Raw genomic sequence first — 18,159 nt, 5'->3', positions numbered from 1 at the left:
CCGGGACGGGGTGAATTATATCCAAGGCCCTGCCCGCCGAGTCCGCTTGCATCAGCGAGGCGGTCGGGACTCTTACAGGAGGCCTCGGCTCGCGGCGATGCTCGCAGCCTCTCGCAAGGTCTTCGCCCCGAGCCGGTCCGCAGCGCCCCTGAGCCGCGCCTTGACGCCCCCGACGGAGAGCTGCAATTCGTGGGCGACCTGCTTGTGGAGATAGCCCTTGGAATAGAGTTGGAGCGCTTCCATTTGCGCCTCGGTCGGCATCTCGGGCTCGTCCGAATGGATGCGCGAGAGAACCCTCTCGATCTCTTTCATTTCGGAAACCCGAAGCTCCCGGTCTGAGCGCGCAAAGATGCCAAGGCTCCGCTTCGGCATCTCCTGCGTCCCGTGGATCGACACGACACCTCCGAATTCGAATCCGAAAGACCGATAGTCGCGCATGAAGCTCGTGCCGACGAAGCTGTCTATTTCACCCCACCGCGCATAGCCCGAATTTTCCTGGCACCAGCGCAGCAGCGGGTCGGCCAGCGCCAACCCGGAAAACGTGTAATGATTGATCCATTCAGGTGGAAACAGGTTCAACTCGGCTTCGGGCGCGAAAAAGCCAGCCCGCAAGGCGACGTAGCAGCCTGCTGGAGCGAGATCGGCGAAAAGGCTCTGGTGATCACGAAGAATCATGCCGTTTCGAACTTCCATTCTGTCCGAGTGCTCAATAGTCACTACGGAAGTGCGGCTCGGTTGGACCAAGATAGTTCCGCAATGCGTTGGTCGAGGGATTCACTGAACATAATACAAGGGTAGCTGCATGATCGATGTGCGTACATTGCGCCGGAGATTGCAACTTATGAGTGCAATATCAGACTGGAAATTCGCCTTAGGGCTGCATGTGCGCTTTGCCAACCCTACACTCCTATACCAGACATATCCACAGGAATGGATCGATTTCTATACTGCGAACGGTCTCGTGTTCCGGGACCCGACGGTCAGATGGGCCATGACGCATACAGGCATTTGCGATTGGTCCGAACTCGCGGAGCAGGACGAGAGCAACGTGTTCGGTCAGGCGGCCGAGTTCGGACTGCGCTATGGGAAGGCCGTCGCTGTCGGCGACGAGACCCGGTCCGCCGGTTTCTTCGCCCATCCTTCGCGAAGGATCGAACAGGCCGAAGTCGAGGAAGCGCACGCACTCCTCAAGCAATTGCACGACATGACGAAGGGCGTGGAACTTATGCCTGCGGAAGAGTTGAAGCGCCTCCGGGCCGAACTGCACCCCTGAGGTCTTCGCGCGGCACGAAACGAGTTCGCCCGTGCCGCGCGATAGCTTAAGTTGATCCCGCCGGGCTCGATTAGCCCGTCACGATCCCGTCCGCCGGGCCGAAGCGCGGCTTGGCGAATTGTTCCTGATGCCACAGCGGGTAGATCAGGGGCGGGCGGCTGACCTCGTCGAGGCGGGCGAGATCTTCGGTGGAGAGCTTGACGTCGAGCGCGCGGAAGTTGCGCTCGAACTGCGCCACCGTGCTACCGCCGACCACCAGCGAGGCAACGCCGGGACGGGTGAGCAGCCATGCCAGCGCGATCTGCGCCGCTTCGACGCCATGCGCCTCGCCGAGCGCGTTCAGCACATCGACGATCTTCCAGAGCCGCTCCTGATCGCGGATCGGCGGTTCGGTCCAACCCTTCGCCTGACGGCTCCCCTCGGCCACCGGATTGTCGCGGGTGTGTTTGCCCGACAGCAGCCCCGCCGCAAGCGGGCTCCAGACGGTCGCGCCGACGCCCTGATCGACCGCGATCGGCAAAAGCTCGTATTCCGCCTCGCGCGCCTCGAGCGTGTAGTGGATCTGTTGCGTAACGAACCGCGCCCGACCGGGCTTGTCCGAGGCCATGAGCGATTTCATCACCTGCCAGCCGGTATAGTTCGAGCAGCCCGCATAGCGGATCTTGCCCTGATCGATCAGCGTCTGCAGGGCTTCGAGCGTTTCCTCGACCGGGGTTTGGCCGTCCCATTCGTGGATATGATAGATGTCGATGTGATCGGTGCGCAGACGTTTCAGGCTGCGCTCACATTCGCGGATCAGGTGCCAGCGGCTCGCGCCCTCGCCATTGGGGCCGTCATCGATCGGCATCCGAGCTTTCGACGAGATCAGCACCTTGTCACGGCGGCCTTCCAGCGCCTCGCCCACGATCTCTTCGGCGGTGCCGGTGGAATACATGTTCGCCGTGTCGATCAGGTTCACACCGTGGTCGATCACGCAATCGAACAGGTCGCGGGCCTCGGCCACGCCCTGACTGCCGACCATCGCGAAGGGACCTTCGCCGCCGAAGGTGAAAGTGCCCATCGCGAGGGCCGAAACCTTCAGCCCGCTCCGTCCCAGCGTATTATAGTGCATGTCCCTCTCCTACGCGCCCAAGGCAGCGCTTGTCTCTTCGATGAGGATGCAGGCGACGGTGCCGCCCGCGTCCTGAATTCCCTTGGATTTCTCGCCGAACGCGGCAGCCTTGCCGTGCTGGGCTTCCATCTCCTTGGTCGCCTCCAGCGCCTCTTTCGCAGCTTGGGCTGCTGCGTGTGATGCCTCGGCGGGCGATGCGCCCGCCTGCGCCTGCGCGGCAATGGTCTCGGCGACCGGGTGCAGCACGTCGAGTACGGTCTTGTCACCCAGCTGCGCCTTGCCGCGCTGCGCGATCCCGTCGCGGAAGGCAGCCCAGAAATCGGCCAGCGCGGCGGTGTCCATCACTTCCGCACCGTCGAGTGCCTTCGCTCCGCGCAGGAAACCCGTTGCCATCAGCGTCCCCATGGTCGAGGGCGCGGCTTTCGCGATCGCGGCGCCCGCGGTCTTCATCCCGTCTGCCAGCGTCTCGGGCGCCTTTTCCTCAAGGGCGGCCGCTGCGGCGGCGAAACCCTTCGCCATGGTCAGACCCAGATCGCTGTCGCCGACCTTGCCGTCGAGCTCGATCAGGGCCTGTTTCTCGGCGGCGAACCGGTCCCGATAGCGGTTGAACAGACCCGGCAGCGCACTTGCATTCATCGTCATGGCAGCCCTCACTTCGCGATATGTTTGAAGAACGGCGTCGTCGCGCTGCGTTCGATGAGCGGCTTCAGCTCGTCATCGAGATGCAGGACCGAGATCGAGGCGCCCGCCATCTCCATCGAGGTCGCGAATTCACCGATCCAGACCTGCGCGATGGTCACGTTGCGCTCTGCGAACAGCTGCGAGATGCGGCGGTAGAAGATGTAGAGTTCTTCCATCGGCGTCGCGCCCAGCCCGTTGACGATGATCGCCACCTCGTCGCCTGCCGCGTAATCCTGCTCGGCGAAGATGCGCTCCATCATTTCGTCCACGACGGCATCTGCGGGCTCGAGCGTCTTGCGGGTGATCCCCGGCTCGCCATGGATGCCCATGCCGATTTCCATCTCGTCTTCGCCGAGCGTGAAGCTGGGCTTGCCGACCTCGGGAACGATACAGGGCGTCAGCGCCACGCCCATTGTGCGGGTGCGCGCCTTCGCCTTCTCGGTCAGACGGACGACCTCGGAGAGCGGCTTCATCTCGGCGGCGGCGGCTCCCGCGACCTTGTAGAGGAAGACGATCCCGGCGACGCCGCGGCGCTTGTGTTCCTCGCCCGGCTTGGAGGAGGCCACATCGTCATTGCCGACCACGGTGGCGGTTTCGATATCGTCGACCTCGGCCAGTTCCCCGGCGAGGTCGAAGTTCATGATGTCGCCACTGTAATTGCCGTAGAGATAGAGAACCCCTGCCCCCTGATCGACATGCTTTGTCACTTCGAGGATCTGGTCCGAGCTGGGCGACTGGAACACGCCGCCGACACCCGCACCGTCGAGCATCCCGTCGCCGACATAGCCGAGGAACAGCGGCAGGTGGCCGGAGCCGCCCCCCGTCACGATCCCAACCTTGCCGGGGACCGGGTTCGCTGTCACGAAGCAATGCAGATCGTCCGCGACATGGGTCACTTCCGGATGGGCGGCGTAAATCCCCTCCAGCATCTCTTCGACGAAATCTTCGGGTTTGTTGAGAAACTTCTTCATCGGATCACTCTGCTTTGCGTTGCTTGGGTTTTTGCTTGCGGCGCACGAAGAAGGCCGCTGCGAGAAGGATGAACGCGCCCACGACAAGGCGCTGCCAGGTGCTGGGGATGCCCACCAGAACCAGCGTGTTGCTGACCACGGTGATCAGGAGAACACCGGCCACGGTGCCCAGCACCGAGCCCGTGCCGCCGGTGATCCGCGCCCCGCCGAGAACGACGGCGGCGATCACCTCGATCTCGGTGCCGACCAGATCGAACGGGTTGGCCATGCGGGTCGCGCTGACATGGATGATGCCTGCGAGACCTGCGAGCGCCCCCGCGAAGGCGAAGACGAAGACATGCACCACGCGCTGGCCATAGCCGAGCCGCGCCGCGACCTCCGGGTTGCCGCCGGTGGCAAAGATCGCCCGCCCCATCAGCGTGCGGTCGAACAGGAACCAGGCCAGCCCGACGACGACCGGGAAGATCAGGAAATAGGCGGGCAGATCGACGGTCACGCCATTGGCGCCCTGAAACTGGTAGAGCGCGGCCTTGCCGAAGGCGGTCATCTGCGGCGGAAGCTCCATCAGCCAAACCGTACCCACGAAGGCCAGCAGGATGCCGCGGAACAGGTATTGCGTGCCGATCGTGACGATCAACGAGGGCACGCGCAGCCCGTGAACCAGAAGGCCGTTCACCGCGCCCAGAAGCGCACCGGCCACAACTGCAATCGCGATGATCGCCGTCATCGGCAGATCGGGCGCCACGGTGATCACGAATTTCGTAAGCGAATACATTGTCAGCGCCGCGATCGCGGTGAAGGAGACGTCGATGCCCCCTGCCGCGAGAATGGCGAAGACACCGAGCGCGAAGAGCCCGGTCACCACGCTCGCGCGGCCCATATCGATGAGCGAGCCCGGCTGCAGAAAGTTGGGGTTGATGATCGACACCGCCACGCAGATCACGACGAGGATGGTCAGCGTCACCATCTCGGGGCGACGTCGCAGGGTCTCCCAAATCGTCAGTTTGTCCTCGGGACGTTTGGGCGTTGATCGGTCATTCATCTCTTGCACCATGGTCATCAGGCAGCCTCGTTCGCCGAGCCAAGCATCGATTGGTAAATACGGTTCTCGTTGGTGGTCGCGGCGTCGAGTTCATCGACGAGGCGACCGCGATTCATCACGAGGATCCGGTCGCAGTTCTGCAGCAGTTCCGGCAGGTCGTCGGAGACGATGATCAGCCCGATCCCGCGCTCCGCCATCGCCTGGATCGCGCGGTAGATCGTGTCCTTCGACCCGACATCGACGCCGACGGTCGGGCCATGAAGCACCAGCAATTTCGGCTCGATGCTGAGCCACCGGCCGATCAGCACGCGCTGCTGGTTGCCGCCCGAGAGCGCCGAGACCGGCAGGTCGATATTGCCGGTATTGAGGTTCATCGCCTCGGAAATCTTGCTCGCCGCCTCGCGCCCCTTGCGCTTGTCGACGACGCCCCCGCGCCCACGGAGCCGGTCGAGGATCAGCGTCACCTCGTTCTGGTAGATCGACTTCTGCAGGAACAGCCCTTCGGAGAGGCGGTCCTCGGGGACATAGCCGATGCCGCGTGCAATCGCGTCCGCGGGGGAGTCGAGATGCACCCGCGCGCCGGAAATCTCGATATGACCGGAGCTCAGCGATTGATGGCCGGCCAGCGCGAGCGCGACCTCGTTGCGACCGGAATCCGAAAGACCGGTGATGCCAAGCACCTCGCCAGCCTTCAGCGAGAAGGCGACATCCTCGAAGTCCGCGCCGGAGCTCGCCCCCTCGACGCGCAGCACCTCTTCGGCCCGCGGCGTGCCATTGCGGTAGCGCATCGTGTCCAGTTCGCGCCCGGTCATCAGATGCGAAAGCTCGGCGCGGGAATAGTCCGCGATCGGGCCCTGCGAGATACACTCGCCATCGCGGAAGATGATCGCTTGCCCGCCGATGCGGTAGCACTCCTCCAGTTTGTGGGTCACGAACAGCACCGCCACGTCGCGTTCGAGCAATTTGCCGACCAGTTCGATCAGCGCGTCGACCTCGTGCCGGGTGAGCGAAGTGGTCGGCTCGTCCATGATAACCAGCCGCGCGTCGGCGGCGATGGCCCGCGCGATGGCGACGCGCTGCCGGATCGCAAGCGGCAGATCCCCGACCATTGTGTTAAGGAGTTTCGCCGTCGGCTCCAGCCCGACATTACGGATTGCCTCGCGGGCCGTTTCGCGCAGACGGCGGCGGTTCAGCAGCCGCATCAGGCGCCCGTTGCCGCTCACCAGTTGGTCGCCAAGCGCGACATTTTCCACGACGGAGAGGTTCGGCAGCAGGGAGAGGTCCTGATAGACCGTCTCGATCCCCGCTTCGAGCGACTGGATCGGCGACAGCTCGCTATGCGCCTGCCCATCGAGCACGATCTCTCCCTCGCTGGGCGCATGGGCGCCCGAAATAATCTTGATGAAGGTGCTCTTGCCGCAGCCATTCTCGCCCAGCAGGTGATAGGCGACACCAGTGTCGATCGTTACGTCGACGCCGCGCAGCGCGTGAACACCGCCAAAGCGTTTGTGGATGCCGCGCAGCTCCAGAAAATGTCCGTCTGACATCTGATTGCTCCCCCTGAACACCGGTCTTTTCCGTCCCATGCGCCGCAGCTCCTCCAGCCTAGGCACGGGCGGTTCGAAAGCCGGCCGGGGCTGACCCCCGGCCGACCGATTTTTTCACGTCTTAGAAAAGGGTCTCTTTGTAGGTATCCTTGTCGACGAGAACCATGCCGTTACCCACGACGAGCACGCCGTCACCGGCACCGGGGCGCACGCTGACACTGTGGTAGCCGTCGACACCCAGATCCATGCCGTCGGTGATCTCTTCACCCGCGAGGATCTTGGTGGCCAGCGAGTTCATCGCCATACCGGCCTTCTGCGGATCCCAGAAACCGATCGCGGTGATCGCCCCGCTGTCGAGATAGGCCGCCGAGGGGTTCGGCAGACCGGTGCCCACAAGGCAGACCTTGCCGGCCAGACCGGCTTCTTCGATCGCGCGACCGACGCCGAGCACATCATTGCCCGCCGAAGTCTGGAAGCCCTTGATATCCGGGTGCTTGCGCAGGATTTCCTTGGCTTTCTCGTAGGTGCCCTGGGCGTCGTCGAAGCTTTCGTTGTTCGGATCGACGAGTTCCATATCCGGGTATTTCTTCGCGTTCTCCTCGCCCGCGCCGACCCATTGCATGTGGGTGCGGCTGCCCAGCGAGCCGACGAAGGTCGTCCACTTGCCCTTGCCGCCCATGCACTTGGCCAGACGCTCGTTCAGCGCCGCACCATATTCCGCGTTATCGAAGGCTTCGACATCGGCCATGGTGTTCTTCTGGTTGTCGGCCTCGTGGGTCACGACGACGATGCCGCGATCCATCGCGCGCTTGAGCACGCCTTCGAGGATCGCCGGATCCATCGGCACGACGGCCAGCGCATCGACGCCGCGCGCGACGAGATCCTGCACGATCTGCAGCTGCTGGGCGGAATCCGCCGTGGCGGGGCCGACCTGCTCGATCTTCATGTCGGGATGTTCCTGCGCGTATTTCTCGACACCGGTTTTCATCCGGTCGAACCACGGGATACCGCTGATCTTGACGACCGTGGTGATCGACTTGCCTTCCTGCGCTGCGACCCCTTGTGCGCCAGCCAGCATTGCCGCCGTGGTCGCGGCCAACAGGCCGATTTTCAGTCCTTTGAATGCCATGATGATCTCCTCCCTGGATTACATTCTTCGGCTCAGTGTTTCGGAGCGCGCGCCGCGCGCCCCAGCGAAAAGCGTGTGATGACCTGGTCGACCAGCTCGAAGCGGTTGACCGCGAGGAAGCACAGCAGCAGCGCGCCCCAGGCGAAATCCCGCACGAAATTCGAGAACCCGACGAAGTTCAGCAGGCTCGACAGAAGCTGCAGCGTGATCGCCGAAAGCACGACATTCACGATGCGCCCATAGCCGCCCTCGGGCCGCACCCCCGCCATCACCGCGACAAGGATCGCGATCAGCAGATAAGAGGTGCCGTAGTCCCATTTCACGTTGATGTTCCGCGCCGCGATGATGACCCCGGCCAGACCGGCCATCAGCCCCGAGAGCGCGTAGGTCGTGATCAGGATGCGGTCGCGATTGAAGCCGCTGAACAGCGCCGCCTTCGGGTTGGCGCCGGTCAGCATCAGCTTCATCCCGTAGGGCGTGAAGCGCAGCACCCCGCCCAGGATCAAAGCAGCGCCGAGGAAGATCAGGAAGCTCGCCGGCACTCCGAAGATCAGGCCATTGCCCAGATCGTAGAGCGCGGGCGGCGATCCGATCGTTACCGAGCGCCCTTCCGAGAACACGACCGCCGCGCCGGTGAAGGCCATCTGCGTGCCCAAGGTGCACAGGATCGGCGTGATCTCGAAACGCGAGATCAGAAATCCGTTCAGCGCACCGCCCAGCACGCCGATGATCAGACATCCCCCGGCGAAGGTGATAGTGAACAGCACGGGCGCTTCGTCGACCGGGAAGATCGACAGCGCAACAAGCCCCGAGGCCACGCCAGAGAGGTTCGCAAGCGCGATCCCCGACAGGTCGATCCCACCGTTGCCGGAGCACATCGCCAGCATCACGCCGATCGCGAGCAGCCCGATCTCGGGCACCTGGTTCGCCATCGATTGCAGATTGTAGATCGAAAGGTAATTGCCGCCTGATGCCGCCCCGCCGACTGCTAGAAGCAGCACGATGAGCACGGACAACACAAACAGGTTCCCATCCAGTTTCGACATCTCCTCCCCCGCGCCGTTTACTGAAGAATTATCTTATTTACTAAATTCGTACTATTATGTTTACTAAAGTCAACCCCGTTTGTTCACTAGCTGCTTCGAGCGCGAGCGAATAAAAAGACCGAACTTTCCGAAGGCCCGTTGTGCAGTGCGGGAGGTTCGCCCATAGATTGAAGGCCACATGAGCGACACGATGGAAATTGAGCCAAAAAAGCCGGTCACCCTGCGCGAAGTTGCCGGGCACGCGGGGGTTTCCGCTGCCACCGTTTCGCTGGTCCTGAACGACAAGGGCGACATCTCGGAGGCCACCCGCGCCCGCGTTTTGGAAGCGGTGGAGGCGTTGAACTACACCCCGCGCTCGAATCGGGCGCGGACCGAAGTCACCAACACGATCCGCTTTCTCAAGATCGCGCGCCACGGCCAGACGGTGAATCGCGACCACAACCACTTCATCTCGGACTATATCGACGGGATGTCTTTCGAGGCGCTTCGCCGCGACTACGCGCTGCAGGTCGTGAGCTACGAACAGGAATCGCTGCATCAATTGTTGTCGAGCCTGGATGGCTCGGAACCGCGCGGCATCGTCGTGCTCGGCACCGAACTTTCACGCGAAGATATCGAGACGATCATCGAGCGCGCGCCGCTACCGACCGTGCTCATCGACACCTACCACCCGTTCCTGAAGGCGAATTTCGTCGATATGGACAACGATCAACTCGTCTACGATGCGCTCTCGCATCTGGTTTCGCGCGGCTTTCGCAAGATCGGCTATGTCGGAAGTTACAGCGAGGTGATGAACTTCCGACTGCGTCAAACGGCTTTCCGGAACGCGGCCGCAGCGTTCGGATTGCAGAGCGAGGACGCGCAGGAACTTTCGGTGAAGTCGACACTGGACGGCGCCTATGAAGAAGCCTTGACCCAGTTGGGCGACCGGCCTCTCGCGGATGCTTATTTCTGTGCGAATGACATCATCGCCTTCGGCTTCGTAAGGGCCTTGCGCGAATTGGGCCACAGAGTGCCGGAAGATGTTTCGGTCGTGGGCTTCGACAACCTTCCGACCTCGAGCGTCTTCGATCCGCCCCTGACTTCGGTCGACGTTCCGAAAGCGCGCATCGGCGCGATGGCGATCCGCCTGCTCGACGACCTCATCGCGACGGACGAGCGAGACCAATCTCCGGTGAAGGTCCTGATGACGGGCGAACTGGTTGTGCGCGATAGCGTGGCGGATTTCAAACCACGGCGCTGAAACGCGAGAGCTTCTGAAGCTGCGACGTAACTTTCAGCTGCCCCCCACTATCTCGTCGAGCGCACGGCAGAGCCGTTCCGTCACCTGCGCAGTGCCGGACGTGCCGCCGAGGTCGCGGGGGCGGCTTTCGGGATCCGCCGTCACGAGTTCGATCGCGCGCATCATTTGCGCCCCCGTCTCGGTCTCTCCGAGGTGCTCCAACATCATCGCCGCGCTCCAGAAGGTGCCGATGGGATTTGCGATGCCCTTGCCGGTGATGTCGAAGGCGGAGCCGTGGATCGGCTCGAACATCGAGGGCGCAGCGCGCTCGGGGTTGAGGTTGGCCGTGGGCGCGATGCCGATAGAGCCGGCCAGCGCCGCAGCCAGATCCGAGAGGATGTCGGCGTGCAGGTTCGTGGCGACGATCGTGTCGAGCGAACGCGGATCGAGCGTCATGCGCACGGTCATCGCGTCGACCAGCATCCGGTCCCACGTCACGTCGGGAAACTCGGCCGCGATCTCGGCGGCGATTTCGTCCCAGAGCACGAGCCCGTAGCGCTGCGCGTTGGATTTCGTGACGACCGTCAGCCGTTTGCGCGGACGTGCCTGGGCCTGCGAGAAAGCCACGCGCATGATGCGTTCGACGCCCGTGCGGGTGAAGATGGCGGTCTCGGTGGCGACCTCATGCGGCTGGCCGCGATGGCTGCGCCCGCCCTGCCCCGCATATTCGCCCTCGGAATTCTCGCGCACGATAAGCCAGTCCAGGTCGTCCGGGCTGACACCCGCAAGCGGGCTCGACAGGCCGGGCAGGATCCGGGTGGGCCGCAGGTTCGCGTATTGATCGAGCCCCTGACAGATCGCGAGGCGCAGCCCCCAGAGCGTCAGGTGATCGGGCACGTCCGGCGCGCCGACCGCGCCGAAGAGGATCGCGTCATAGGCCCGCAGCGCGTCGACCCCGTCTGCGGGCATGAACGTGCCTTCGCGCTGATAGCGTTTCGAGCCCCAGTCGAAGCGGTCGATCTCCAGCCGGAATGCGTTGGTCTGGCGGCTCAGGTGATCGAGCGCCGTTAGCGCGGCGTCGACCACCTCCGGCCCGATCCCGTCGCCGGGGATGGCCGCGATACGATGCACCCGGGTCGTCATGGCCGCATCACGCCTTCAGCCACGCCTTGAAGGCGTCATCGTAGTCGGGATGCCAGCGCGACAGCGGCGGGCGGTTCTCGGTGATGTCGCCCGCCGCCCAGAGGATGCGCTTCACATCGGTCGCGCGGTCCACGTCGTTGTCGGGACACAGGATGTAGAAATCGCCGCGCTCGATCGAGTCGAAGAGGAATTCCACGACCTGTTCGGGCGTCCAGGCGCCAGCGGGTTTCTCGGTGCGCCCGCCCGCGGTCAGCGGCGTGTAGACGAAGCCCGGAATGAACAGCCGCGCCTCGACCTTGCAGTCCTCGCGGTTGCGCAATTCGTGCTGCAGCGCCTCGGTGAAGGCCTTCACGCCGGCTTTCGACACGTTATAGGCCGGATCGCCCGGGGGCGTGGTGATCCCCTGCTTGGAGCCGGTATTGACGATCAGGCCCGGCGTGCCCGACGCGATCATGCGCGGCGCGAAAATCTGGCTGCCACGAATGATCCCGCCCAGGTTCACCTCGAGGATGCGGTCCCAGTTGCCTTCCTCATCGAAGATCGAACTGCCGGGCTGCATCCCCGCGTTGTTCATCAGCAGGTTGACCGGACCGAAGCGCGCCCAGACCTCGTCGGCGAGCGCCATGAGCTGCGCGCGGTCCGAGACGTCGGTCGCCAGCGTCATCACGTCCGCCTCCGCGGCACCCGCGGCGATCAGAGCGTCGGAGGCGGCGTCGAGCGCAGCCCCCGGCAGATCGGCGATGCAAACGCGCATCCCAAGCCCGACGACGTGGCGGGCGGCAGCGAGGCCGATACCCGAGGCCCCTCCGGTGACGACTGCGACATTGCCTTTGGCGAGAGCGGGATGCATGGCATTTCTCCTTTCAGTTCGGTGTCCGAGATCGCTGCGCGCTTCAGGCAGTCGCGCCGGCGAAGACCTCGAAATCAGTGTCGATGATGGTCGGCGCAGACGGGCGTTCTGGCGAGGCCAGAACCTCCTCGATCGCCTTCTTGCCGATCAGGAAACGGTTCGAGCGGACGGTCGAGAGCGGCTGGGGCAGTTCCTTGCCGATATCGAGACCGTTGAAGCCGAAGATGGCGAATTGGTCGGGCAGGCTGATGCCTTCGGCAAGGCAGTGGAAGACGCCGCCCACCGCCATGTCGTCGTTGGAATAGACCGCGACGTCGACCTGCGGGGCCGAAGCACGCAGGCGCGCCGTCTGCTCTCGCCCCGTACCGACCGAGCTGGGCCCGTCATCGATCGCATGCGCCTCGATGGAGAGCCCCGCTTCGGACAGCGCCTCGCACAGCCCGTCATAGCGCAGCCGCGCGCGGCGGTCGGCCTCCCAGTCATGGCCGACATAGCCGAAATGGCGGTAGCCGCGTGAAATCAGGTGGCGACCGATGGCGTGGCCTGCACGGCGATGCGAGGTGCCCACCGCGATGTCGATCGGCGTGCTGTCGATATCCATCATCTCGACGACGCGGATATCACTCTGTTCTAGCATCTTGCGGGTCGCGTCGGTGTGGTCGAACCCGGCCAGCAGGATCGCGGCCGGTTTCCAGCTGAGGATGCCGCGCACCACAGCCTCTTCGCGGTCCACATTATAATCCGTGGTCGAGATCACCGGCTGCAGGTCACTTCCCTCGAGCCCGGCATGGACGCCCTGCAGGACTTCCGGGAAGACGATGTTGGAGAGCGACGGGATGACGACGCCGACGAGGAAGGAGTCGAGCGAGGCCAGCGAGCCAGCGATGCGGTTGGGGACGTAGCCCATCGCGCGGACCGTCTCCATGACCTTCTCGCGGGTAGCTTCGGCGACGAGTCCCTTGTTGCGCATGATGCGAGAGACCGTCGACTCGCTGACATTGGCACGGCGCGCGACCTCGCGCACCGTGATCTTGCTTTTGCGGTCGGGCAATCGCTGCTTGGTCCCCATGACGCTTTCCTCCAATTCCTTTCGGGCAAGCCCGAGTCAATTACCCAGAAATGCACCTAGCGGCAGCGTTTTCAAAGGCCATACATGCATGGCGCGAAAACATCGCGGGGACCGTGGCGATCATACCTCCACGTATTTGCGCCACGGATGCGCTTCCTTGAAGCCCAGAACCTCGCGCGCCTTGCGGTTCGAGATCGGTGCCTCGTCGGCACCCATTTCACGGGTGATCGGCGTGTTCGGGCAGTATTTCTTCAAGAACTCGGTGGTCGGCATGTCGGCGGTGATCGTGTCGTTGACCGCGTTGAACACCTGATAGCCCAGACCGTCCTTCTCGATGCACAGATGCACGATCTCACCCAGATCGCGCGCGTCAATATAGCTCCAGGCGTTGCGTTTGCGGCTCATCGGGTTCTCGAGGAACCCCTTGAACATGCCGTATTCATGGGGCTCGATCACGTTGCCGATGCGCAGCGCGTAAATATCGGCGCCGTAGCGGGCGGCGAAGGCGCGGGCGGTCTTCTCGTTGCAGACCTTGGAGAGCCCGTAGCTGTCCATCGGATCGCTGTCGTAATCTTCCTCGAGCGGGAAGGAGTGAAAATCCTTGTCGCCCTCGGCGAAGCACACGCCATAGGTCGTCTCGGACGAGGCGATGATCACCTTGCGCACGCCGAGCTTCATCGCCGCCTCGATCACGTTGTAGGTGCTCATGACGTTGGCCTGATAGGTCACGTTATCGGGCTCGATCAGCACGCGCGGGATCGCGGCGAAATGCACGACCGCATCGGGCGGCGACGGCGGCGCGCCCTTCTCGAACCCGCCGAAGTCGTGGTGGGTGGTCAGCGCGTTGAACACGGCGCCGCTGTCGGTCACGTCGGTGATCAGCGTGTTCACGCCCGGGACGTCGAGCGGCTTGAGGTCGACGTTGAGCACATCGTAGCCCTTGCTCAGCAGATGCGGCACCGCATGACGCCCTGCCTTGCCGGTTCCGCCTGTGAATACTACGCGCTTGGTCATTTCAATCTCCGTTTCGTTCATTCGCTTTTTGGTTCGGCGGGACGGCCTCAGCCGGTCGCCGCCAGCATCACGCTTTCCTGCGTGGCGTTCTCTCGGGTCAGTTCGCCGCTGATCTTCCCCTCCTTCAGCACGATCACACGGTCGCTGATCGCCAGAATCTCCGGTAGGTCCGACGAGACGACGATGATCGACATGCCCTCCTCGGCCATCTTGCCCAACAGCGTGTGCACCTCGGCCTTGGCGCCGATGTCGATCCCGCGCGTCGGCTCGTCGACGATCAGAATCTGCGGACGGCGCGCGGCCCATTTCGCCAAGACGACCTTCTGTTGGTTGCCGCCCGACAGGTTGAGCACCTTCTGCTCGGGCGACGGCGTCTTGATGCCCAGCGCGCGGATATAATCCGCACAGGCCGCCGTTTCCTTGCGACGGTTCACGAAGTCGAAGCTGCAATAGTCACTCAGATGCGTCAGGGAAAAGTTCTCGCGCACCGACATGCCGAGGACAAGCCCTCGCGATTGCCGATCCTCGGTCACAAATCCGAGCCCATGCTCTATCGCGTCCGAGGGCGAGGAAATCCGCGCCGGTTTGCCGTTGATCGAAATCTCGCCGCTATGGGGGCGGCTGCCGAAAATCATCTCCATCACTTCGGTCCGTCCGGCACCGACCAGACCGAAGAAGCCCAGCACTTCGCCGCGATGCAGGTCGAAATCGACATCGCGCACGAACACACCTTCGTCCTTCACGCGCTTTTCGGTGAGATTGCGCACCGCCATCAGAACCTCGTCGGTCGCGTGGGAGGTGTGATGGCCGAAAAGCTGGTCGAGCTCGCGATCCACCATCAGGCGCACCAGCAGGTCGCTCGTCATCTCGGAGACGGGCCGTGTATCGACGGTGCGACCGTCGCGCAGCACGGTGACGCGGTCGGCGATTTCGAAGATTTCCTCGAGCTTGTGCGAGATGAAGACGATACCGACACCCTGCTCGGCCAGTTTGCGCGACATGCGCAACAGCGTCGAGGCCTCGTGGTGGCTGAGCGACGCGGTCGGCTCGTCCATGATGATGAGTTTGGAATTGTAGGAGATGGCGCGGGCGATCTCGATCAGCTGTCTCTGGCCGATCGAAAGCGTGCCGACCATAGCTTCCGGGTCGATTTCCACGCCAAGCTCGTGCAGCACCGCTCGAGTGTCCGCATTCATCTTGGTGCGGTCGATCAGGCCGGTCGGCAGTAGCGGCTCACGCGCGAGAAAGACGTTCTCGGCGACGGTGAGGTTATTCACCACTGCGAGTTCCTGGTAAATGATCGAGATGCCGAGCGACCGCGCATGGACCGGGTTCTTGATCACGACGGGTTCGCCCTCGACGCGGATCTCCCCTCCCGGATCGGCGCGCAGCACGCCTGTCATGATCTTCATCAGGGTGCTCTTGCCGGCGCCGTTTTCCCCTGCCAGCACATGCACCTCGCCGGAGTTGAGATGCAGGTCGACGTGGTCCAGCGCCTTCACCCCGGGAAAGGTCTTGGAAATGCTGATCATTTCGAGAAACGGTTTCATCGCGGCCTCAGGCTGAAGAATGTCAGGCGGGGCCACGCTTGGCCCCGCCCAGGTGTCGTCGGAAATTACTTGGTGTAGCTGTCGAGGTTGTCGGCAGTCACGACGGTCACACCGGTGTCGATGTTCTGCGGATCGGTCTCTTCACCCTTGATCTGGGCCACGAGATGCTCGACCGCCAGCTTGCCCATCGTGATCGGGCGCTGGACCATGATGCCGTCGATGAAGCCTTCCTTCACGCCCTTGATCGTGTCGGGCAGATCGTCGAACGCAAAGACCTTCAGCTTGCCTTTCTTGTCCGCGAATTCCTGCTGCGCGAGAACCTTCGCGACGGCCGGGCCGCCGACCTGGCTGATGCCGAAGATACCGGCGAGGTTCGGGTTTGCGCGCAGGAGCGCCTCGGTCACCGAAACGGCGCGTGCGAGGTCGTCCTCGGTGCCTTCGGTCGCGACCAGCTTGATGTCGGGATAGTCGGCCAGCGCTTCCTTCACGCCGTCGATCCGCTCGTTCAGGTTGGACGCACCAAGCTGACCGGTGACGATCGCCACCTCACCCTTGCCGCCGAGCGCTTCGGCCATGGACTTGCCCATGGTGACGCCCGCCTGCTTGTTGATCGTGCCGATATACATGCTGCGCGCGCTATTGGCGCTGTCGCTGTCGAAGGTGACGACCTTGATACCCGCATCGGTGGCCTGCTTGATGATGCCCTCGACCGATTTCGGCTCGTTGACCGAGATCCCGATCCCGTCGACGTGACGCGCCATCAGATCCTCGATGATCTTGACCTGCGTCGAACCCTGCGTGTTCGCCGGCACCACCCACTGGTAGTTCACGCCCAGCTCTTTCGCTGCCTCGGCCCCGCCGGTGTTGCAGTCGTCGAAGAACGGAACGGCCACCTTCGGCACGAGCGCCACGGTGATGTCCTGAGCATAGGACGCAGCCGCCCCCATACCGGTTGCCAGGGCCAGAACCGCCGCGGCGGCTTTCATTGCAATACGCATCTTCTCTCCTCCTCCAGACCCGACCACGCGCGGCAGGCCTCTATTGTTGATGCAGTTTCGGTTTTGCGCCCCGCACCGGGGCCTTCTTCGTCCGGATCTCGCGCCGCTCTCTCCTCTTCGAGACGCGGTCCGGCTTCTTGATCTTGTTGCTTTCCGGACGACGCGGCTCAGCCGCGGCCGCCCATCCGATTGCGCAGCACGTCCAGACTGACCGCGATCAGGATCACGCCGCCAGTAATGGCCTGCTGGGCATAGGTATTGATGTTGAGCAGCACGACGCCGTTGGCGATCTCGCCGATCAGGGCGGCCCCGATGACCGCGCCCAGCACCGAGCCAATACCGCCCGCAAGGCTGGCCCCGCCGATTGCGGCGGCGGCGATCACCTCAAGCTCCGAACCGAAGCCGGACGCCGGTTCTGCCGACAGGTAGCGCGAAAAGGCGATAACGCCGGCCAGCGCAGAGATTGTCGAGGACAGGACGTAGACCGCGAGCTTGACGCGCTGGACCTTCACCCCGCTCAGACGTGCCGCGTTCTCGTTGCCGCCCGTGGCATAGACGTGCCGACCGAAGCGGGTCCGGGTCATGATGACCGTAAAGACGAGCGTCAGAACGAGCAGGATCACCACCGGCACCGGCACCGGGCCGACATAGCCCTGTCCCAGAAAGCTGAAGCTCTCGGGAGTGTCTGGGGTCAACGGCACGCCGTGGGTAATCATATACATCAAGCCGCGCCCGATGCTCAGCGTGCCGAGCGTGGCGATGAAGGGCGGTAGGCCGATCGCGGTGATCAGCAGCCCGTTGGTCAACCCGAAGGCAAGCCCGACACCGAGCCCCGCGGCCACCGCCGCATATTGCGAGTAGCCCGCATCGAAGCAGAGCGCCGTGATCAGACCGGCGAGCCCCATCGCAGAGCCCACCGACAGATCAATCCCGCCGGTGATGATGACCATCACCATGCCGATGCTCATGATGGCGGTCAGCGAGAACGCCCGCGACACCCCCATCAGGTTCGACACGGTCAGGAAATACGGTGTGAACAAGCTGATCAGCAGCCCCATCAGGATCAACGCGATCAGAACGTTGAATTCACGCATGTGACGCAGTTGAAGCAATTGATGCAGGACTCGCATGGATTTCCTTTCCGATGGCGTGACCGAATTTTCCGACAGTGCCAAAACGCCCCTCCCTTCTCCGCGTCCCCGACCTTCCGCACGCACATCCGGCGCCGAACGCTTCGGCGGGGGCTGGCGGGTCGGACGGGGGTTCGCCCGAAATGCTAGCGCTGCCATTCCTCCTGTGACAGCGCTGTCATATTGCGAACCGCAAAGCCGTCTTGTCAATCAGCAAATAACAAAAACTTGTGTCAGGACAGGTGTCGGAAGGACGCGCCCTCCCATGCGGAACGTAGTTTCCAACCCGGTCAAAGCTTTTCAAACAAGGCGCTTGAGACATTCCGGCTTGTCATCGAAGCAGGTCCATGATGATACTCACGAAAATGACAGCGCTGTCATGC

At 63.3% G+C, this 18,159-nt stretch carries 17 protein-coding genes; 2 read left to right on the top strand and 15 right to left on the bottom strand.

Annotated elements, in window-relative coordinates:
* Window positions 1–72: 72 nt before the first annotated feature.
* Window positions 73–675 carry an autoinducer binding domain-containing protein gene (locus tag B6V72_RS06635; protein WP_157771559.1) on the bottom strand — a complete coding sequence of 201 codons (603 nt, stop codon included), beginning with the start codon at window positions 673–675 and terminating at the stop codon, window positions 73–75.
* A gap of 127 nt (window positions 676–802) precedes the next feature.
* Here B6V72_RS06635 and B6V72_RS06630 point away from each other — a divergent pair, with 127 nt between their 5' ends.
* A complete protein-coding gene (locus B6V72_RS06630; protein WP_088735165.1) occupies window positions 803–1,273 on the top strand; it encodes an autoinducer binding domain-containing protein in 471 nt (156 codons plus the stop codon).
* 70 nt (window positions 1,274–1,343) lie between these two features.
* Here the strand turns inward: B6V72_RS06630 and B6V72_RS06625 are convergent, their stop codons facing one another.
* The 7 genes from B6V72_RS06625 to B6V72_RS06595 form a co-directional block, all read right to left on the bottom strand.
* Window positions 1,344–2,384 carry an aldo/keto reductase gene (locus tag B6V72_RS06625; protein ID WP_088735164.1) on the bottom strand — a complete coding sequence of 347 codons (1,041 nt, stop codon included), beginning with the start codon at window positions 2,382–2,384 and terminating at the stop codon, window positions 1,344–1,346.
* A gap of 9 nt (window positions 2,385–2,393) precedes the next feature.
* The gene (locus B6V72_RS06620; RefSeq protein ID WP_199224625.1) at window positions 2,394–3,026 is read right to left on the bottom strand and encodes a dihydroxyacetone kinase subunit L; all 633 of its coding nucleotides are present in this window, start codon (window positions 3,024–3,026) and stop codon (window positions 2,394–2,396) included.
* A gap of 8 nt (window positions 3,027–3,034) precedes the next feature.
* The gene (locus B6V72_RS06615) at window positions 3,035–4,036 is read right to left on the bottom strand and encodes a dihydroxyacetone kinase subunit DhaK (RefSeq protein WP_075776406.1); all 1,002 of its coding nucleotides are present in this window, start codon (window positions 4,034–4,036) and stop codon (window positions 3,035–3,037) included.
* Between the two features lie 4 nt (window positions 4,037–4,040).
* Entirely contained in the window at window positions 4,041–5,096 is a 1,056-nt protein-coding gene (locus B6V72_RS06610; RefSeq protein ID WP_206185774.1) for an ABC transporter permease, read from the bottom strand.
* The gene (locus B6V72_RS06605; protein ID WP_088735163.1) at window positions 5,096–6,625 is read right to left on the bottom strand and encodes a sugar ABC transporter ATP-binding protein; all 1,530 of its coding nucleotides are present in this window, start codon (window positions 6,623–6,625) and stop codon (window positions 5,096–5,098) included. The genes B6V72_RS06610 and B6V72_RS06605 overlap by 1 nt, the downstream gene beginning before the upstream one ends.
* A 121-nt stretch (window positions 6,626–6,746) precedes the next feature.
* Complete coding sequence (locus tag B6V72_RS06600) at window positions 6,747–7,754, bottom strand: substrate-binding domain-containing protein (RefSeq protein WP_075776408.1); 1,008 nt, start codon at window positions 7,752–7,754, stop codon at window positions 6,747–6,749.
* 32 nt (window positions 7,755–7,786) lie between these two features.
* On the bottom strand, window positions 7,787–8,800 hold the full coding sequence (locus B6V72_RS06595) for an ABC transporter permease (RefSeq protein WP_075776409.1): 1,014 nt from the start codon (window positions 8,798–8,800) through the stop codon (window positions 7,787–7,789).
* Window positions 8,801–8,990: 190 nt separating this feature from the next.
* Between B6V72_RS06595 and B6V72_RS06590 the strand changes: the two genes are divergently transcribed.
* Complete coding sequence (locus B6V72_RS06590) at window positions 8,991–10,043, top strand: LacI family DNA-binding transcriptional regulator (protein ID WP_075776452.1); 1,053 nt, start codon at window positions 8,991–8,993, stop codon at window positions 10,041–10,043.
* Window positions 10,044–10,076: 33 nt separating this feature from the next.
* On the opposite strand, the gene B6V72_RS06585 is transcribed toward B6V72_RS06590, so the two are convergent.
* From B6V72_RS06585 to B6V72_RS06555, 7 genes are all read right to left on the bottom strand, one after another.
* Window positions 10,077–11,165 (bottom strand): tartrate dehydrogenase, encoded by a 1,089-nt coding sequence (locus B6V72_RS06585; RefSeq protein WP_088735162.1) that lies wholly within the window; start codon window positions 11,163–11,165, stop codon window positions 10,077–10,079.
* A 7-nt stretch (window positions 11,166–11,172) separates the two neighbouring features.
* Entirely contained in the window at window positions 11,173–12,015 is an 843-nt protein-coding gene (locus B6V72_RS06580) for an SDR family NAD(P)-dependent oxidoreductase (RefSeq protein ID WP_088735161.1), read from the bottom strand.
* Between the two features lie 43 nt (window positions 12,016–12,058).
* On the bottom strand, window positions 12,059–13,084 hold the full coding sequence (locus B6V72_RS06575) for a LacI family DNA-binding transcriptional regulator (protein ID WP_088724567.1): 1,026 nt from the start codon (window positions 13,082–13,084) through the stop codon (window positions 12,059–12,061).
* Between the two features lie 120 nt (window positions 13,085–13,204).
* Window positions 13,205–14,098 (bottom strand): NAD(P)-dependent oxidoreductase, encoded by an 894-nt coding sequence (locus B6V72_RS06570; protein ID WP_075776453.1) that lies wholly within the window; start codon window positions 14,096–14,098, stop codon window positions 13,205–13,207.
* 47 nt (window positions 14,099–14,145) lie between these two features.
* Window positions 14,146–15,648, bottom strand: a complete 1,503-nt coding sequence (locus B6V72_RS06565) for a sugar ABC transporter ATP-binding protein (RefSeq protein ID WP_088735160.1) — start codon at window positions 15,646–15,648, stop codon at window positions 14,146–14,148.
* Window positions 15,649–15,713: 65 nt separating this feature from the next.
* The gene (locus B6V72_RS06560; protein WP_077701127.1) at window positions 15,714–16,646 is read right to left on the bottom strand and encodes a sugar-binding protein; all 933 of its coding nucleotides are present in this window, start codon (window positions 16,644–16,646) and stop codon (window positions 15,714–15,716) included.
* A 167-nt stretch (window positions 16,647–16,813) separates the two neighbouring features.
* Window positions 16,814–17,776: an ABC transporter permease gene (locus B6V72_RS06555; RefSeq protein WP_088722052.1), complete on the bottom strand. Its 963-nt coding sequence runs from the start codon at window positions 17,774–17,776 to the stop codon at window positions 16,814–16,816.
* Window positions 17,777–18,159 lie beyond the last annotated feature (383 nt).

Source organism: Thioclava sp. F34-6 (assembly GCF_002213235.1).
Classification (GTDB): domain Bacteria; phylum Pseudomonadota; class Alphaproteobacteria; order Rhodobacterales; family Rhodobacteraceae; genus Thioclava; species Thioclava nitratireducens.
Note: the sequence above shows the minus strand (reverse complement) of the source record. Positions and strands in the feature narration are given on the sequence as shown.

Coding starts and splice junctions, on each gene's coding strand:
- B6V72_RS06620 (WP_199224625.1), bottom strand. CDS start 3,026: ATGACGATGAATGCAAGTGCGCTGCCGGGTCTGTTCAACCGCTATCGG.
- B6V72_RS06585 (WP_088735162.1), bottom strand. CDS start 11,165: ATGACGACCCGGGTGCATCGTATCGCGGCCATCCCCGGCGACGGGATC.
- B6V72_RS06575 (WP_088724567.1), bottom strand. CDS start 13,084: ATGGGGACCAAGCAGCGATTGCCCGACCGCAAAAGCAAGATCACGGTG.
- B6V72_RS06555 (WP_088722052.1), bottom strand. CDS start 17,776: ATGCGAGTCCTGCATCAATTGCTTCAACTGCGTCACATGCGTGAATTC.
- B6V72_RS06635 (WP_157771559.1), bottom strand. CDS start 675: ATGATTCTTCGTGATCACCAGAGCCTTTTCGCCGATCTCGCTCCAGCA.
- B6V72_RS06565 (WP_088735160.1), bottom strand. CDS start 15,648: ATGAAACCGTTTCTCGAAATGATCAGCATTTCCAAGACCTTTCCCGGG.
- B6V72_RS06605 (WP_088735163.1), bottom strand. CDS start 6,625: ATGTCAGACGGACATTTTCTGGAGCTGCGCGGCATCCACAAACGCTTT.
- B6V72_RS06590 (WP_075776452.1), top strand. CDS start 8,991: ATGGAAATTGAGCCAAAAAAGCCGGTCACCCTGCGCGAAGTTGCCGGG.
- B6V72_RS06625 (WP_088735164.1), bottom strand. CDS start 2,384: ATGCACTATAATACGCTGGGACGGAGCGGGCTGAAGGTTTCGGCCCTC.
- B6V72_RS06570 (WP_075776453.1), bottom strand. CDS start 14,098: ATGACCAAGCGCGTAGTATTCACAGGCGGAACCGGCAAGGCAGGGCGT.
- B6V72_RS06595 (WP_075776409.1), bottom strand. CDS start 8,800: ATGTCGAAACTGGATGGGAACCTGTTTGTGTTGTCCGTGCTCATCGTG.
- B6V72_RS06560 (WP_077701127.1), bottom strand. CDS start 16,646: ATGCGTATTGCAATGAAAGCCGCCGCGGCGGTTCTGGCCCTGGCAACC.
- B6V72_RS06600 (WP_075776408.1), bottom strand. CDS start 7,754: ATGGCATTCAAAGGACTGAAAATCGGCCTGTTGGCCGCGACCACGGCG.
- B6V72_RS06615 (WP_075776406.1), bottom strand. CDS start 4,036: ATGAAGAAGTTTCTCAACAAACCCGAAGATTTCGTCGAAGAGATGCTG.
- B6V72_RS06610 (WP_206185774.1), bottom strand. CDS start 5,096: ATGACCATGGTGCAAGAGATGAATGACCGATCAACGCCCAAACGTCCC.
- B6V72_RS06630 (WP_088735165.1), top strand. CDS start 803: ATGATCGATGTGCGTACATTGCGCCGGAGATTGCAACTTATGAGTGCA.
- B6V72_RS06580 (WP_088735161.1), bottom strand. CDS start 12,015: ATGCATCCCGCTCTCGCCAAAGGCAATGTCGCAGTCGTCACCGGAGGG.